The sequence below is a fragment of the Fodinicola feengrottensis genome, from assembly GCF_039530045.1.
GTDB lineage: Bacteria > Actinomycetota > Actinomycetes > Mycobacteriales > HKI-0501 > Fodinicola > Fodinicola feengrottensis.
Window position 1 is genome coordinate 43,420 of record NZ_BAAANY010000045.1, and the last position, 17,057, is coordinate 60,476.

The 17,057-nt window shown below is 64.8% G+C and carries 12 protein-coding genes; 6 read left to right on the forward strand and 6 right to left on the reverse strand.

The genetic code is table 11. The annotated features are described in order from the left end of the window. Positions 1-578 precede the first annotated feature (578 nt). Complete coding sequence (locus ABD301_RS40295) at positions 579-1,502, forward strand: replication-relaxation family protein (protein ID WP_344315295.1); 924 nt, start codon at positions 579-581, stop codon at positions 1,500-1,502. Positions 1,503-2,047: 545 nt separating this feature from the next. On the opposite strand, the gene ABD301_RS40300 is transcribed toward ABD301_RS40295, so the two are convergent. The 3 genes from ABD301_RS40300 to ABD301_RS40310 form a co-directional block, all read right to left on the reverse strand. After that, complete coding sequence (locus tag ABD301_RS40300; protein ID WP_344315296.1) at positions 2,048-3,019, reverse strand: hypothetical protein; 972 nt, start codon at positions 3,017-3,019, stop codon at positions 2,048-2,050. A gap of 979 nt (positions 3,020-3,998) precedes the next feature. Continuing rightward, positions 3,999-4,883, reverse strand: coding sequence for a hypothetical protein (locus ABD301_RS40305; protein WP_344315297.1), 885 nt, complete (start codon positions 4,881-4,883; stop codon positions 3,999-4,001). 82 nt (positions 4,884-4,965) lie between these two features. After that, the gene (locus ABD301_RS40310) at positions 4,966-6,561 is read right to left on the reverse strand and encodes a recombinase family protein (protein WP_344315298.1); all 1,596 of its coding nucleotides are present in this window, start codon (positions 6,559-6,561) and stop codon (positions 4,966-4,968) included. A 159-nt stretch (positions 6,562-6,720) separates the two neighbouring features. On the opposite strand from ABD301_RS40310, the gene ilvA reads away from it, so the two are divergent. Further along, positions 6,721-7,941 (forward strand): threonine ammonia-lyase, encoded by a 1,221-nt coding sequence (ilvA, locus tag ABD301_RS40315; protein ID WP_344315299.1) that lies wholly within the window; start codon positions 6,721-6,723, stop codon positions 7,939-7,941. 42 nt (positions 7,942-7,983) lie between these two features. Here ilvA and ABD301_RS40320 read toward each other — a convergent pair whose 3' ends face one another. Next, positions 7,984-8,163: a hypothetical protein gene (locus tag ABD301_RS40320; RefSeq protein WP_344315300.1), complete on the reverse strand. Its 180-nt coding sequence runs from the start codon at positions 8,161-8,163 to the stop codon at positions 7,984-7,986. 113 nt (positions 8,164-8,276) lie between these two features. On the opposite strand from ABD301_RS40320, the gene ABD301_RS40325 reads away from it, so the two are divergent. After that, a complete protein-coding gene (locus tag ABD301_RS40325) occupies positions 8,277-9,437 on the forward strand; it encodes a sensor histidine kinase (RefSeq protein ID WP_344315301.1) in 1,161 nt (386 codons plus the stop codon). Beyond that, the gene (locus tag ABD301_RS40330; protein ID WP_344315302.1) at positions 9,434-10,057 is read left to right on the forward strand and encodes a response regulator; all 624 of its coding nucleotides are present in this window, start codon (positions 9,434-9,436) and stop codon (positions 10,055-10,057) included. The genes ABD301_RS40325 and ABD301_RS40330 overlap by 4 nt, the downstream gene beginning before the upstream one ends. Here the strand turns inward: ABD301_RS40330 and ABD301_RS40335 are convergent. After that, positions 10,054-14,214 carry a beta-galactosidase gene (locus ABD301_RS40335; RefSeq protein ID WP_344315303.1) on the reverse strand — a complete coding sequence of 1,387 codons (4,161 nt, stop codon included), beginning with the start codon at positions 14,212-14,214 and terminating at the stop codon, positions 10,054-10,056. The genes ABD301_RS40330 and ABD301_RS40335 overlap by 4 nt on opposite strands. Positions 14,215-14,472: 258 nt before the next feature. Here ABD301_RS40335 and ABD301_RS40340 point away from each other — a divergent pair, with 258 nt between their 5' ends. Further along, positions 14,473-15,426 (forward strand): alpha/beta fold hydrolase, encoded by a 954-nt coding sequence (locus ABD301_RS40340; RefSeq protein WP_163573089.1) that lies wholly within the window; start codon positions 14,473-14,475, stop codon positions 15,424-15,426. Here ABD301_RS40340 and ABD301_RS40345 read toward each other — a convergent pair. Next, a complete protein-coding gene (locus ABD301_RS40345; protein ID WP_163573090.1) occupies positions 15,374-15,742 on the reverse strand; it encodes a DNA polymerase ligase N-terminal domain-containing protein in 369 nt (122 codons plus the stop codon). The two genes, ABD301_RS40340 and ABD301_RS40345, sit on opposite strands and share 53 nt — an antisense overlap. Positions 15,743-16,082: 340 nt before the next feature. On the opposite strand from ABD301_RS40345, the gene ABD301_RS40350 reads away from it, so the two are divergent. Then, complete coding sequence (locus ABD301_RS40350) at positions 16,083-16,982, forward strand: alpha/beta hydrolase (protein ID WP_344315304.1); 900 nt, start codon at positions 16,083-16,085, stop codon at positions 16,980-16,982. The last annotated feature ends 75 nt before the right edge of the window (positions 16,983-17,057 follow it).

Consider the following 17,057-nt stretch of genomic DNA (forward strand, 5'->3'; position numbering starts at 1 on the left):
GACCAGCCGCACACCCCGCCATCCTCGGACTCTTCGGCCCGGTGCCCGCTGCCGCTCGTCCGTCAGTCACCCACATGTCCCCGATGGGGACATCTGCCGTTGGGCCGATCACGGTCGGCGCGGCTGGCCCGGCGGGTGGATCGGCGGGTGGCCCGGCGACCAGCCGGCGGCCAGGACCCGCCGCCCCACCCGCCGACGGAAACACCTTGATACGCCCAGGTCAGAGCCATGATGGGCCGGCCGTGAGTAGTGCCCGACAGAATCCAATAGATTCTCTCTCCAAGGAAGTACACAACAAAACAAACAACACCACCGCTGCTCAACAGCCTCAACAGCCAGCTCCTGCTCCCACACCACAGTCAGCTCCACGACGTGACAGTGACGGTGCCAGCGGGCAGCAGCCCGTCGGACAGCCTCTGCGCTCGTCACTGTCGGCGCGATCGCAGCCGACAGGACGGCGCAGCGACGGAGGAAGACGCAACCGGCAGCGCGATGATGGGCACAGATCGGCGCGACGAGGGAGCCGTGAGCGGGCCGATCGTGATCCTGAGGCGTTCGGTGCGCTGTGGGCGCGGCTGATGCCGCGCGATCACCGCATCCTGGGTCTGCTGGCTCTGCACCGAGTGCTCACGATCGACCAGCTGGCCCGGCTGGAATTCACCTCCGCTCGGCGTGCGCAAGCGCGGCTGCTGGAACTGGTCAAGCTGGAACTGGTCTGGCGGGCACGTCCGCCGCTCTCTGGCGGCGGCACGTATCCCACCCGATTCACCCTCGGATACCGCGGCGCGTGCCTCATGACCGCGCAACTGGGCGACAAGCCACCCCGGCGAGCCGCGTACAAACACCGCAACGACGGCATGCTGCTCTCACCCAAGCTGCGTCACCTGCTGGGCATCAACGATTTCTTCACCGACCTAGCCGGCTACCACCGGGACCACCCCGACCTGACTGGCCCCGGCGGGCAACCCGGCGGCCTAACGCTGTGGATGCCCGAACGTACTGCCATCGGACAGGTCCAGGCTCTGACGAGCGAGATGTACGCCCGGATCAAACCCGACGCCTACGGCTGCTTCGAAGCCGAGGGCCGCGCGGTGCGGTTCATGCTGGAGCACGACACCGGCACCGAACCCATCGCCACCCTCGTGGACAAAGTTCTCACCTACGACCACGTCAACGCCTCCCGCGCGGGCATCGTGCTGTTCTGGCTGCCCAGCACCACCCGGGAAACCCACCTCAGAGCCGCACTGGATCGTCAACGGCACCACATCGAGGTCGCCACAGCCGCCCGCGACCACGGCCATCCAGACGGCCCCGCAGGACCGATCTGGGCCGTCCACCAATCCACCGGCACTGAATACGACGGCAGCCTCTTTCGGGCGCGCCTGCACCAGCTCCCCGAGCACGGACCCGACGCGCACCATCACCCCGACCTCGGCCTTCCGTTCCACCAAGCCGCCGTCACCAACACCGCCGTGATGCTGTCTCCGTGGGGTGAGCCATGACCAACCCCCACGCCACACCAGCAGAAACACCCAACGACCCGCCGCAGGCCGGCAACAGCGACGCTGACTGCCCACGATCGCAGGACCCGTGCGCGACCAAGCCGCCGCACATACCTCGACCGAGAAACCCGATTCCCCGCAGGGCCAACAAGTCCCAGGCAGCAACACCCAGAAAGCCGATCCCGAGCCCAGAGGAATGGGCGCGCGAACAGGTAAAAAACGCCCCGCCTCGGTCGCTGGAATGGGCACGAGGGGTCGCGCGCATCTACGGCCTCACCCTCGACAACGACATGGAGACCGAATCCGGCACCGACTCGGACACCTGACCAGCCCGGAAAGAAGCCCGGGGCCGAGATTGTTTTGAAGGCAAGCTCACACGTTCAAGGAAGCGCTAGCGTACCGCATCCGGCGCGCGCTGCAATATAACGCCTCTGTCACGGATGAACGACCCTGCCAGTCCGCTGCGGCGCGGATGAGTCAAGGAAGGAGGTTGTCTCTTCCTTATCTTGTTGCTGGTGCCGAGTTGGATCACGTCGGCGACCGTGTCAGCTCTCAGCAGGACCGGGACCCCGTGGAAAAGACTCGCCATTGAATCTCTCCAGCGTGCTCGAAATGGCCCCGATCGGAGGATCCCAAACGGGCTTGTTGGTGGGCGTCACAGGCTCTTTGAGGTACTCGCGGCGGGCACATTCGTTCTTGTAGTCTTCTGCAAGAAGGTCGGCTCGGCGACTCGCGCCGGTACAATCGTATTCGAATGCGGCAACCACACTCTCCACGAAACTCTGCGCCATCATAAGGCGATCAGTAAGTCTGATGGTCTTCCAAAATGGAAGGTTCGGCCACTCTGCCACCTCAGGATCAATGCCGACCCTCGGATTGATCTCGGCGGCAAATCCGTCTCGCCACGGAGAAATAGTAATCCTCGCCAGATCGGCTCTTCCATTAATGAGCAGACGTTGCCCCCATTGCAGTTTCACCTCACAGCCCTGCGGCACCGAGACAACTGGCTCCATCTCGGCTAAATATGTCGTGCTGATCGTCAACCGCCGATGCCGATCAATACGCGCCAGCTCATTTATCACGGCAATGACACTAGCTCCTGAAGTGTTGTTGAATGGCTGCATCTTCAAGAGCATGTCCCGGTGCGGCTCATCCAAATGCTTCAGACGGTGGATGTTGTTGTTCCATGCCTTCGGTGTGTCGTATGCGGGGAACTGAAGTATGCCCTCATCTGGAGGCGGCAAGCGGCCCGTGACGTGTGCACAGGCCGCCCACACTGTGTAGTCAAGGCATGCACGCAAGTTGTATAGCCATTCACCCAGCTCGAGAGCGAAAGCGACCGGAATAGGGCGGCTCTGGCAAGCTTGCAGGATATGCACACCGTCACCTTGGTGTTCGAATGTGAAATCGAATGGACTGGTGTCGATGTACTCATTCCAGACTTCGACTAAGCTGTAGCGATGTTTGTCGGCACGATCGAGCCGATCCCAACATGCCGCAAACGGAACGTTCCCCATCCCATAATCATCGCCAATGTGCTCGCCGGATAGAAGGGCCAAAGGGCACCTGCGCCTCAACCGAGCGGCCGATCTATGGCTGGGCATAGTGACAAATCGCGGACGCGGACGCGGACACCTGCCTCACCAGTGAAGAGGTACCTGGCTTACGTGGCTGACAACACCCTCGACCATGTGGGCAGGAGGCGCCAGGCGAGGGTGATGCTGTGGGGCATATTGAGTTTCACCCTTTGCTAGGACGCCTGGTGCAGCGATGACACTTAGCAGCCCGACTGGAATTGATCTGAAATCGCCGCAGATCTGGGGTACGAGTTCCCCCCAGGTTGGGATCAGATGTGGGTACAAACCGAGGGCTGTACCCAATCATGCAGCAACAACGCGCTCCTGGCCGATATATTCGCAGGTCAGCGTAGACTCTCCGTGGGAGCGAAGAGTCCGACGAATATATCTTCTTTCTCCTTATCTTGGAGGTGTGTTTTCTACGGCTGCTCGCGACGTACTTCGTTCTACTCCGTCGATCACCTTTCGTGACCGGTCATCATGAGTGGCTGTACGATCACCAGATCCTGACCACATCAATGTCCATCTTGATGATCGTGTGTCCGGGTCTCGAGCCGCCTCTTTGTTTGCGCGTCCTCCTGTGCGGTTCGCGCGTCGCCGCTGGTTTCGTTTCGTCGCCTCTGCCGCCCGTTAACGAGGGTGGTTTGCTTCTGACATGGAACATCTGCTGCCGTCTAGTGCTCGGTGTTTTGGAAACTTCCCGTTTTTGTTCAACGTGAGGGGTCTGCGATGGCAGCAGGTGCAGGTTTGCTTGCTCAGTGGCCTTCTGCACTTCCACCTGCGATCGCGGTCAGGCGTGTATCGGGTTGTGCCGGAGCCGGGACAGGCCGTTTGAGGGCCGCCCCAAATGCTTCTGGAGTCTGTGTAGTGCTTGGGCAGCGTTTTGTCCTTGTTCAGGGACAACCGCAGGCAGCACACGTCACAATGCGCCATCGAGCCGCACGCTCCTTTCGTCCGACGTACCGGTTGTGGTGGACCGCATGTGCGCGCAGGCCGCCGTTGAGCCCGACCTGAAGGGCGTTCGGTGGCGGCGGGCCATCGTGCGCCAGAATCCGCGTGCGTCGGCGTACTGCCCGGTCGTGTACCAACTGAAGCCGTCGCTGGGTCGACCACCCGCAGCCAAAGCAGCATCGACGAGCAAGCCACCGATTCCGTACCCGTCGTACGGCGGGTAGGTCTCTACCTTGCAGACCAGCCCGCGCTGACAGATAGCGCAGGACTCGAAACCGATCTTGCCGATGGCGTCCCCGTGCAGGTTGGCGACAACGATCAGCATGTCGTCAGCACGACGTGCGTGCTCGAACGTGAGGGCGCGTCGGAGCTGGTGGCGTCGCCACCACCAGACTGGATTGAGGCGGCGCCGTTTGCGCAGCCACCGCCAGTTACGAGCCCACTGCCGCGGTCGATCCCAGAGGGTCGACGACGCCGCCGGGGTCGAGCGTTGGTGTATCTGCCGAAGCAGACGCTCGCGCTTGCGGGAGCTGGTATCCGCCCCGGCTGTCCGCACTCGCGCGGCGCCCAGCTCGGCAAGGTAGGCGCCCCAGACATCGCCATGATGTGGTGGACAACCGGCGGCCGTGTCCTGGTCAGCTCGCTCTCGACACTGGGCAGCTGCGGCGGCGAGCCGATCAGGATCTGCCTCCAGCTCCTCCACGATCAAATCGACATAGTCGTTGATCAACGCCTGCTGGTCGGCACCGGCCTGCTCGGGCGGATGCTCGTCATCCAGGCAACAGTTCAGGGCGTACGTCCACACCCGAAAGGCGTCATCGCCGCCCGCGTTACTCCCACCTGGTTCGCCCACAATCCTGACGTTACGTCAGCAGTACGACACTTTCCGCGCATTCTGGAGGTTGCGGAAACGCACGATCGACATCCGGCTTGGGTTAGGAGCCGCCGTCGGTTTGGTGCCAGATCAATTGGATCTGGTCAGGATGGAACGCGACGCCCTTGTTGGCGGGCAGCAGGATGACGGCGGTGAGGCTCTTGGCGACGGCGGCTTGTTTCTCCTCCATGGTGAATTCGGGCGTATCCCATCGGGCCTCCAGATCGGCCACAATGCTGCGGCGCGCGTCCTGTTCCCGGGAGTAGGCGCGCAGTTCGGCTTTCAGCTCCGCTTCATCGATTTCCATCCGATCCAGAGACGAGAAGTAACGAGACGCGTCGCGGTATTCACCGGCCTCGTACCGGCGGGTGGCTTCCTTGATCCGGCCCTGCAACGCCTTCAACTCGGCCGTGCGGGGCCACGGCGGCAGGTCCTGCACCCGTCGCATCGCGTTCCGGCGGTGGTCGGCGATCACGGCCGCTTTCACGAACATGTCGATGTCCTCGGCCTTCCGGGACACCCCACCGCAGCCACCCTGACCACTGGACGGGCACCGATAAATCGCCACCAGCGACCCATCGGCACGGCGCCGGGTCGAACCGATGACCCGCGCCTGACACTTCCCACACCGAATAAACGGCGACAGCAAGTAGATAGTGCGGTACCCGCGCCCTTTGGCGCGCAACCGGGATCGCGTGGCCGGGCGTCGAACGGCGGTGGCGGGTTGGCCGTCGTCGCCCGTATCGTCGTCGGCGTCTTTGTCGGTGGCGGTCTCCGGACGCCACAGGCGCACGATCTCGTCGTAGTCCTCATCGCTCATCATGGGCTGCCACTCGCCACGGACATAGCTGCCATCCTCGTTGCGCAGCACCGCGCCGCGGTACTTCACCCGTCCACACATCCGGGGCGCCAGATACATCGCCGCCACCGTGGACGCGCGCCACTGTTTCCCCGTCGCGGTCAGGATCTGCTTGGCGTTCCATTCCTTGGCCAACGTCAACGCGGTCACCCCAGCCTTGATCCGAGGCAACTCCTCCTGGAGGATTTTCGCCTCGCGTTTGCGGAGCCGGATCTGATCCTTGCGCCAGCCGAACGGTCGGGTGCCCCCGTGTTTGCCGCCCTTCCAGGCCGCGTGCCGCTTGCCGTCCGTGACCCGCCGGGAAGTGTTCCGGGACTCGGTGTTGCGCTGGTCCACCAGCCGCCGCGCCGCCGAGATACCGACATCGGTGGTCAGATCCATGTTCCCGGTCATCGACGCCACGTGCACGCCGTAGTACTCCACAACGTCGACCAGATCCTCGAGCATCCGAGGATCACGAAACGCCCTGTCACCATCGGTCACCGCCAACGCGTTCGCCTCGCCGCGCCGCAGATCCGTCAAAATCGCGTCCCACTTCGGACGCTTGACCTCCCACCCGTACGTGCCATCCGGGAGCAACTTGCGGGTCTTCTTCGTCGCCGAGACCGCGTTCTCCGGCACCTCACGAAAAATCGTCCCGCCGATGTCTTTCACGAATTTCCGCAGGTCAGTAAGCTGGTTGACCACCTGCTCCTCACGGTCAGTGGACTCCCGAGCGGACAAGATCCACCGCAACTGCGACGGATCAACCGTCAGCTCTGTCCGACCACCTGACCGCATCAATCTCGATGTCGTCATACATCCATAGTGCACTAAAACCGCAGTCGCTACAGCGCGAAAATGTCGTACCCCCTGTATGAATTGGCCGCCACCAAGGTTCAGCGCACGCATCGCGTCGATGCGGACAAACGCCGGGGGCGGGCGGGCGGTGGTCGTTCGTTCTGAGACGATCGGCGGATGGGTGCTGAAGAGCTGGTCACGCTGGCGGATATCCAGGCGGCGCAGAAGCTGCTGTCCGGGATCGTGCGGGTGACTCCGCTGGACGAGTCGCCACCGCTGGCCGCGCGGCTCGGCGGGCCGGTTTACCTCAAATGCGAGAACAAACAGCGCACCGGTTCGTTCAAGATCCGCGGTGCGTACACGCGGATAGCGCGCCTCAGCGAGGCCGACCGGGCCCGGGGCGTGGTCGCCGCGAGCGCTGGCAACCATGCGCAGGGAGTGGCGCTGGCCGCGCAGCTGCTGGGCATCAAGTCGACGGTCTTCATGCCAACCACCGCGGCGTTGCCGAAGATCGCCGCGACCAAGGGCTACGGCGCGTCCGTACGGCTGCGTGGCCTGACCGTCGACGACGCGCTGGTGGCTGCGTCCCGGTTCGCCGCCGACACCGGCGCGATCCTCGTTCACCCGTTCAACCACCCGGACATCGTCGCTGGTCAGGGCACCACTGGGTTGGAGATCCTGGAGGCCTGCCCGGAGGTCGCGACCATCGTGGTGGCCACTGGCGGCGGCGGTTTGCTGTCCGGCATCGCCGCCGCGGTCAAGGCCATCAGCCCGCACGTACGTGTCGTGGGCGTGCAGGCCGAGGGCGCGGCGGCCTTCCCCGACTCGCTGGCCGCCGGCCAGCCGGTCGCGCTGGCCGCCATGACCACCATCGCGGACGGGATCGCCGTCGGCCGTCCTGGCGAGGTGACGTTGGCGCACGTACGCGACCTCGTCGATGACGTCGTGACGGTCTCCGACGAGGACATCACACGCGCGCTTTTGTTGCTGCTTGAGCGGTCCAAGCAGGTTGTCGAGCCGGCCGGCGCGGCGGCGGTGGCAGCGCTGATGGCCGAGCCGCACCGTTTCACCCCACCGGTGGTCGCGGTGCTCTCCGGCGGCAACATCGACCCGTTGTTGCTGCTTCGGGTCATCGAGCACGGCATGGCCGCGGCCGGTCGCTACCTCTCCTTCACGGTCCAGTTCGACGACCGGCCCGGCTCGCTCGCCGCGCTGCTCACGCTGGTCGGCGAAGAAGGCGCGAACGTCCTCGACGTCTCACACCTGCGTGCTGACCCACACCTGCACCTTGGCGAGGTGGACGTGGAGCTCCGGGTCGAGACGAAGGGCACCGACCACTCCGCCCAGCTGCTCACCGCGCTCAGCGCCGGCGGCTACCGCGTACAGCTGCCGTCATAGTGGTCTGCCTGTGATTTGGCCGGCCAAATCACAGGCAGACCACTAGCTTCGGTGCTGGGTCCAGATGAGGCCGCGCAGGATCCAGCCGCCGCCGACGACCAGGGCGCCGATGAGGCTGACCAGGCCGAGGTTAGGCCCGTGCAGGAGGGCGTAAATGGCGACGAGAATTCCGTAGAGAACGGTGACGCCGGTCATTATCCGTGTGAACAGTTGTGAGGTCATGGCTCATTAGCGTGGGCCGCTCGGCGGTTGGCCGGCAGTCGCCGACCGGTGGGACGGTTTCTCCAACGACAGTTGGATAGCCAACCGGCCGTTGGGTCGGTCATGCTGTGGTGGTGAATGCGCCGGCCGGGGAACGGCACGAGTGGAAACGGGTGGCGCGCGGATGGTATCTCGCGTACGGGGTGCTCGCGGCGATCACCGGCGCGCTGTTTTTCGTTGACGACACTGTGAGTCCGGCGCAACGGTGGGGTGGTCTCGTCGTCCTTGTGGCGCTCTGTTGTTGGTACGCCGCGATAGGCACCAAGTTGATGCACGGTGGCGGGCACGGCCGTGGGCTGCTCTATGTTTCGCTGGCGCTTCCGCTCACCGTTGGTTTGTACGCCATAGTGCCTTTCGGTGCGGTGATGTTATGCATGCTCTACCCGCACATCTGGTCCATGCTCCGGCTGCGGCAGGCGCTTGCCGCCACTGTCGTCGGCGTGATCGCCACTGCCCTCGCGATGGTGCGCTGGACCGGGTTTTCGGTCGATGTCCTGGTCGTCGCGATCGCCGGAATGCTGGTGGCGCCGGTTCTGGGATTCTGGATCGGCCGGATTATCGAGCAAAGCAAGCGCAGGGCCGAGTTGATCGCCGAGCTCGCGGCGACCCGCGCGGAGCTCGCCGAGCTGAGCCGGCGGGCCGGCGCGATGGCTGAGCGGGAGCGGCTGGCCCGGGAGATCCACGACACGCTCGCGCAGGGATTTACCAGTGTCCTGCTGCTTTTGGAGGCTCTCGAGACCGAACTTGGCAAGGACGATAGGGCAGCTTTGGGGCATCTGCACAATGCCCGCAAGACGGCCCAGGAAAACCTGGCCGAAGCGCGGGCAATGGTGGCCGCGAGCGGCCCACCGCATTTGCGCGACGCGTCGCTGCCGGACGCATTGCGTCAGCTGGTGGACCGCATTGGTCCGGAGTTGGCGGTCGAGTCACGGCTGGTCGTCACCGGCGAACCCCGCCCGCTCGCGACCAGCGGGGAAGTGGTGCTCTTGCGGGCAACTCAGGAGGCGCTGGCCAACGTTCGCAAGCACGCCAAGGCAAAACACGTCGACGTGGTGTTGGCGTACGAATCAGCGGAGGTGGTCCTGCGGATCGCCGACGATGGCTGTGGTTTTGATCCAGTCCGAGCTACCGGTTTCGGGCTCGTGAGCATGCGGGAAAGAGTGGCCCAGGTGGGCGGAGAAATGCACGTTGACGCTGTCGCCGGCACCGTCGTACGAGTGGCGCTTCCACTATGACCGTGCGGGTGATTCTCGTCGATGACCATCCGATCGTACGGGCCGGACTGCGGGCGGTGCTGTCCAGCGAACCCGACATCGAGGTGCTCGCCGAATGCGGCTCGGGCGAGGAGGCGGTCTGGTCCGCGGCCCAGTGCCGGCCGGATGTGGTGCTGATGGATTTACGGTTGCCGGGCCTGGATGGGGTGGCCGCGACCGAGCAAATTGTGGCCGCTGGCCACGGATCCGTGCTCGTCCTGACCACTTACGACACGGACGGCGACATCGCCCGCGCGGTCGCCGCCGGTGCCACTGGCTATCTCCTCAAGGACGCGCCACGGCAGGATTTGGCCGCGGCGGTGAGAGCGACCGCCCGCGGTGAGACCGTGCTGGCCGCGCCGGTGGCGGCGAAACTGGTCAACCACGTCCGCGGTGGCATACAGCTGACACCTCGGGAGACCGAGGTGTTGCGCTGCATCGCCCGTGGCTTGTCCAATCCGGAGACCGGCCGGGAGCTTTTCATCAGCGAGGCAACGGTGAAAAGCCATGTCATGCGAATTTTCGAGAAGCTGTCGGTGAAAGACCGGACGGCCGCGGTGACGGTCGCGATCGCTCGCGGGATTCTCCCGGAGCCTCGTTAGGCAACTCCCATCGCGAAGATGTGCATGGCGGTGGAATGGCCGGCCGAGCCCGCACTGATCCCGGGCAGCGCCACCGCCTCGACCCGTTTGGCCGGGTTGATCGGGACGGTGGTGGCGAAAATCCGTACGGTGTGGTCATAACGGCCGGTGGGGCTGTTGACATAAGGCATCGCGGCCACCGAGGTGTTCTCGGCGCCCGGATCGAACCAGAAATCATCAAGCCCGGCACTGAAAGTGTCTGTCGTGCCGTCGGTGTAGAAAACTGTGCCGGTGCCGCTCGGGCTGCCGGAGTTGCTGGCGCCGAGGAACCCCAGTGTCGATCCCTGTCCGCTGACCGCGATCAACTGTCCGTTGGAAGGGGCGTTGTCGGGCTGCCCTGGCGTGGCCGTCGGCCAGGTGAAATCGACTCCAGCGGCTCGTACGATCGCGCCCGGAGTCAGGCCAGCGGCGGCCAGCGCCTGCGCGGAGAAACTGTAGCCGGCGCCGTCGAAATCGCCGGTCGTGGGCTGGGCGTCATCGGAGATTCCCTTGTTGCTGAAGGCATCCGCGATCTTTGGGTACGGCACGGCGAAAGTCGCGGTGCCGGCGGTGCCGCCACCCAGGTCGGTAGCGGCGACTTGGTAGCTGCCCGCGGTGAGACCGGCCGGGACGTGCACTGTCCACTGTAGATCGGCGTGCCCGCCGGGCGGCAGCGCACTGACCGCGATCGGATCGGCCGGGCTGACCGTCCAGCCGTCTGGGGCGGCCAGCCTGACCTGGGTCGCCGCGGTCGAGGTGGCACCGGAGTTGGTGAGTTTTCCGTTCACCGTAAGGGTGTCGTTTCCGTGCAGCAGCTGCGTGGGGCTGGACAGCGCGAGATTGACCTGCGACGGCTGGGCGGGCGAGCCGTACGTGTGCTGGCTCCAGGACGGTGCTGGCACCTGCTTCACTGGTACGCCACCGGAATACGTGCCGTAGGGGACGAGTTTGACGGTGCCGAGGCCACCGCCGGCCGCGTCCGAGCCGGTGACGGCGATGGCGACTGTGTTGTGGCCGTTGGGGTTCAGGATGCCGGTCGGCAGGCTGAACATGTGCTGCGGGCCAAGGTCGTTGGCGTAGAGCCCGAGAAGCCAGCCATTGACGTAGATTTCGGCGCGGTAGCGATAGGTTGGTTGGTCGCTGATCTGCAGGCCGATCGGAACATCGGTGCCATGCGGCAGATTCAGGTCGAAGCTGGTGCGATACCAGCCGACCCCGGCCGGCAGCCCACGGCTCGACCAGCGATCGGGCAGGGTGGTGTTCTGCCAGCTGCTGTCCGGATAGCCGGGCAGGAACCAGCCGTGCCGGGCACCGTACAGACCGCCCGTGTTGAGCGGTCCACGGGCCGGGTCGACCGGGGTCTCGCCGCCGAGGTTGCCCTGGATTTTCCAGGTGACCGCGGTGGTCGCGCCGGTGAGCTGGCCGGTCCGCAGACCCCTTGGGTTTTGGAAAGACCCGCACGGCGCGCCGCATTCCTCGTGGCCGGCATTGTGGACGAGCACGGCTACCACGTTGCCCGCGCCGGTACGGGCAACCCCGGCCGGGAAAGTGAAAGTGTGGGAGCCGCTGGTCTGAGTGCCGAGTAGGGCGCCATTTAGCCACGCCGACCAACTGCCGGCCGGCGAGCCGCCCTGACCGTCCAGCGTGATGCCGGTTTCCTTGCCCGTACCGGTGAAATGGCCGCGATACCAGACATCACCGGAGTGGAATCCGTAGTCGTCCTGGTAAAGCACCGGCAGGCTGCCCGGTGCGTTCGGGTTGCCGGTGCTGGTGTGGTCGGCGGTGATCCAGCCGGAGTCGTCGAAACCCGGCTGCCGCTCGGCCGATTCGTAGCCGAACTTCCAGTTGGTCAACGCTGGCAACGAAAGGGGCGGGGGACCGGTGAGCCGGAAGGTGAGGCTGCCATCCTGGTGCCGGCTGGACCATACCGGACGCCCGTTCCAGGTCACTTGAGACACGTTTGCCGGCGCGAAAACCTGGGCATCGGTGGTCGCGCTGGTGTCGCCGGTCAGGGCCAGCACCGAGCCGTACGTCCGCGCCGATCGCACCAAATAGGGCGCCTGGGTGAGGACCAGCCCGGCCGTGGTCTGGTCCGGCCAGAAATTCAGCGCGGTGGTGGTGTCCGCCAGCAGCAGTTTTACCGGCCGCCGACCGCCGCCGCTGACCTGCACTTCGGTCAGCCCCCGGTGGTGGTAGTTCAGCCGCAGGTCGCCGCGGGACGGATCCCAGCTGGCGGTGGCCTGTCCGGCCAGCACCTGGACCTGCGGCCGGCTCGGGTAGCGCAGCACGGTCTCGCCGTCCGAGCCCGGAACGCCATACAGCAACGCGATCCCCTCGCTGGCGGTGACGAGTTGTGAGGTGGAGTAGACCATCCGCTGATCGCCAAACGGATAGTTGGCTACCAACAGCTGTGAATCGCGGCCGCCGACCGTGATGCTCGTGCCAGGTTGTTGCGGCACGGTGGGGTAGAAGTCATTCGCGGTCGCATCGTACGCGTCGATGCCATCCACCGGCACGAAAGTGCCGGAAGAGGCGGAGTTTTTCGTACCGGTGGCGACAACCTTGACGGTATGCGGCCCGGAAGAAAGCCCGCTCGCCCGGTAGAGCACCTGCTCATATTGTTTGTTTCCAGGGGCGTACGTGTCGATGGTCGCGGCTTTGGTGCCGTCCAGGTAGATTTCGGCGATGCCGCCGTTGCCGCTCTTGGCGCCTACCAATCGGATGGCGTTGGTCGTGAACGTCATCGACGCGCTGGCGCCGGCCGCGCTGGCGAAAGTCTCGGTGTCACCGAAATCGCCGGCCGTGTAGTCGACCGCCTTCGCGTGCGTCCACTCACCGGAGTACGTGATCGCCGGGCTCGGGTCGTCGTTGCTGATGGCGGTACGGCCGGCCAGATCCAGGGCGAGATGCGTCTTGCTGGTCGCCGTCGAGGTGGTGTCCGCATGCCGCAGGGTGAGGAGTTCGAAGGCGTTGTCGGGATTCGCCCGCCCGAGCACGGTGAGGTCGTTGGCGTCCGGCGGCGCGACCGCGAGCTGATCGGTTTTCGTCAGTGGGGTAGCTGCCCGCAAGAACTGCGCGATCAGCTTCTGCTGGTTGAATTTGGTGCCGATCTGCCGCGACTCGGTGATCGCCGATCCGTAGTCGTACGAGGAATAGACGCAGGTGCAGGGCAGGAAACCCCAACTGGTGCCGCCATACGTCATGTAGAAGTTCATCATCGTCGACCCGGCTGCGATGTTGTTGTCGTAGTAGACCTTTTCGAACTGGTCATTGGTCAGTTGCTGGCATTTGTCGTAGTCAGCGCCGCCCCAGGGATCGAAGGCGCCGCCCTGAAACTCAGGAAAGAACAGGGGACTGTTCGGGGTCACCCGATGGGTGCCCATTTCGTCTGGGACCTGGTTGGGCCAGACAGTGGGATTCGAGCAGTCGAAGCCGAGCGGATAGCGGTCGAAGCCGGGCAGTTGGGTCGCGCCCGTGCCGCTGACGTAGGCCGAATTATTGTTCCCAGTCAACGGAACGGTGATGCCGTCAGCGCGCATTTGGGCGGCCAGTGCGGCCATGTAGTTCTGCCCGTCGGCGGTGTCCGAGTCGTAGATCTCGTTTTCCACCTGCGTCGCGATCACCGAACCGGTGCCATTGGTGAGCTGGTGCCGAGCGATGATCGGATCGATATGGTTCAGCCACTCCTTGCCATACTGGAGATAGCGTGGATCAGATGTTCGGGGCGTGCCGGCCATCCGGGCCAGCCAGCCTGGGAACCCGCCGCCGTCGACTTCGGCGTTGATGTAGGGCCCTGGTCGCGCGATCACGTAAAGACCGGCGGCCGCCGCGTCGGCGAGAAATTCGTCGACGTTGCGTACGCCGGAAAAGTCGTAGACGCCCGGTGCGGGCGAGGCATAGCCCCAGTCGAAATACGCGGTGACAGCGGTGAAACCGGCCGCCTTCATCTTCTCCAGCACGTCCGGCCAGAGGCTGGGGCTGGGGAGCCGGAAGGGATGCACCTCGCCGCTGTAGAGAAACATCCGGCGGCCGTCGACGGACAGCGAATAATGATCCCAGGTGACCGAATGCGTTTTTGGTGCCGGCGCGGCGCTGGCCGGAATTTCCGCTCGTACGGCCGGTAAGAGAGCGAGTAACACCGCCAACACCACAGTGGCCACCAACGGCCGACGTCCGGATCTGGCCGTATGCTTGCCAGTGACGGGAGCAAAAAACGACAACATTGCGTACCTCCGAGACCATAGAGTCCCGCGACGCCGTCGTTGGGCCGCGCCGAAATCGACCGGACAAGCCACGAAGAGGCTATAGGAACAACCCGCAGCTGGGAACATCCTCAGGCAGCAAAACCTACTGAGGAGTAACCTCGTGGATGTCACCCCAATCGAAAGGCCTAACCGATGACCGTGAGTGTACGTACGGTTACTCTACACGGCCACGATGTTGGCTATCGCGAGCTGGAACCCGCGCCTGACAGCGAAAACACCGAAGTCGTGGTGCTGCTGCACGGGCTCGCTGGGAGTGCCGAGACCTGGTTGCCGGTCCTGGAGCGGCTGAGCCCGAGCCGCCGCCGGTTCATCGCCCCCGACCTGTTGGGCCACGGATCCTCGGCGAAACCGCGGGGAGATTATTCTCTTGGCGCGTACGCGAGCGGGGTTCGCGACCTGCTCGCGGCGCTCGGGCACGAGCACGCCACCATCGTCGGGCACTCGCTCGGTGGCGGGATAGCGATGCAGTTCGCCTACCAGTTCCCGCAAAGTTGCGACCGACTGGTGCTGGTCAGCAGTGGCGGTCTCGGCCGTACGGTAAGCCCCGTGTTGCGCTCAGCGGTGCTTCCGGGAGCCGGCCTGGTGTTGCCGGTGATCGCCCATCGCCGGGTGATCTCGGCGGCCAGCCGGATGGGCCGGACGATGCAGCGGTGGAAAATCGGGACCACGCCGACGCTGCGTGAATACGCCCGGCATTTCGCGTCGCTGTCGGACCCGGAAGGCCGGAAAGCCTTTCTGCACACCGCCCGCAGTGTGCTGGATATCGGCGGCCAGCGGGTGAGCGGCACGGATCGGCTCTACCTGGCCGAAAATGTGCCGACCATGGTGATGTGGGGGAGCATCGACCCGGTGATTCCCATGCGGCACGGCGAGCGGGCGGCGTCGGTGATTCCCGACTGCCGGCTGGAGATCTTCGAGCGAGCTGGCCATTTCCCGCACTGTGATCAGCCGGGGCGGTTCAGTCGTACCCTGCTGGATTTCCTGGACAACACTGAACCCGCCCGGCTGGAGATCTCCGAAGTGGCCGCCCGGCTCACGGCTGTTCGACCGTACGATGGACAAGCCAGTCACGGGAAGTCTGAATAAGCGCATAGCGAACGGTCTCGGCTCGTCCGTGCAAGGTGAAAAGAATCCGTTTGTCCGTACGGTTGTGTTCTTCCCACCAGCCAGTGTCGGCGATGCTCTTGTTCGCGTCGTGGTAGTCGAGATGGTCGAGGTCATGGTCGGGAACGGCGACCGCGAGCCGGTTCTCGCCGGGTTCGCGAGGCATTCCGCGAGGCACCGCCCAGGACCGTAGAACGCCGTTTTCCTCCAGCCGAAGGTCGAAATGGTGCCGCGGCTTGTGGTGTTCGTGCAGCACGAAGGCCGGCCGGACGGCCGGTGGGTTGTCATTGGACGGCATCTGCACCTCCCCACTTGCGAGAGTAGATCAGCACGTACCGCGGGCTGCATGCGTGGGCGCCGTCACGCGCACTTGACAGCGGACGAAACTCCGGGGGAAGGTAGCCAACGTGTTGCGCGACGTTGGCCAGGACGGCGGCGGTCGGGTGGCACCTGACTTTATGAGGATGATGCCGATGACTACGGTCGCCAGCGACGCCGGGTAGTTCTTTCCGGCTCCTTCCCTCATCTCGACCGCCTGGGTTCTGACCAGCCGTCGAGATCCTTGCTTTTTCACCGTTGGTGGGCCCGTTTACGCTGCCCTCTTTCGGTTCCCGTACGTCTACAGAAAGGACTTTTCTATGCCTGTTAACCATGTTCCGTTCACTCCCGCCGAGGTGGCCGCCGTACGCGCGCAACTGCCGACAGTCTTTCGTGATCCACCCGTGCTTACCGGGAAGGCGGACCGGTCCGAGGTACTGCCGAGCACCGGCGGCGTGCCGGGCCAGTGGATCACCGCCACCGATCGAGTACCGACGCCCGAGGACGGGGTGACGATTTACGTCCACGGCGGCGGTTTCAGCATCAGCAACCCGCCGCTGGAGCTGGTCATGGCGCAGCGGCTGTCCGAGGCCACCGGTCGCCCCGCTTTCGCGGTCGACTACCGACTCGCGCCGGCTCATCCGTTTCCGGCGGCCATCGACGACGTGGTGGCCGTCTATCGGAGCCTGTGTGATCAGGGCGTGCCCGCGGAGCGGATTCTGCTGGTCGGCGAGTCCGCCGGCGGAACGCTGGTTTTGTCGATCCTGCTGGTTCTCGCGGCGGCCGGCGACGCGTTGCCGGGTGGGGTGATTTCGGTGTCACCAGTGACCGATTTCGTTGGCGACAGCCCGTCCATCAAGGCCAACGAAGGCCGCGACGTGATCAACCCGGCGATGCTGGGGCCGATCGCCACCCAGTACCTGGCCGGGGCGCGTCCGGACGTGGCACCACAGTCGCCGATTTACGGCGAACTCGGTGGACTGTCGCCGATCCTGCTCGCGGTCGGCGCGGACGAACTTCTGCTGGACGACTCCCGGCGCTTCGCCGCGGCCGCGGAGGCTGCCGGAACGCCAGTGACGCTCGATATTTACCAGGGCCTTCCGCATGTCTTCCATGCGGCGGTTCTCGTTCCCGCCGCTGACCAACTCACGGTGGCCACGACGTACCTGCGCCGAGTAGCCGACTGGATCAGCGCATTACCTGCCCGCGGCCGCATCTAGCAATCGGCCGGTTCGTACGGCCGTCGCCCAGGTCAAGCCCCCGCCGTCGTTACAATCGGATTCCGATTGTCACGA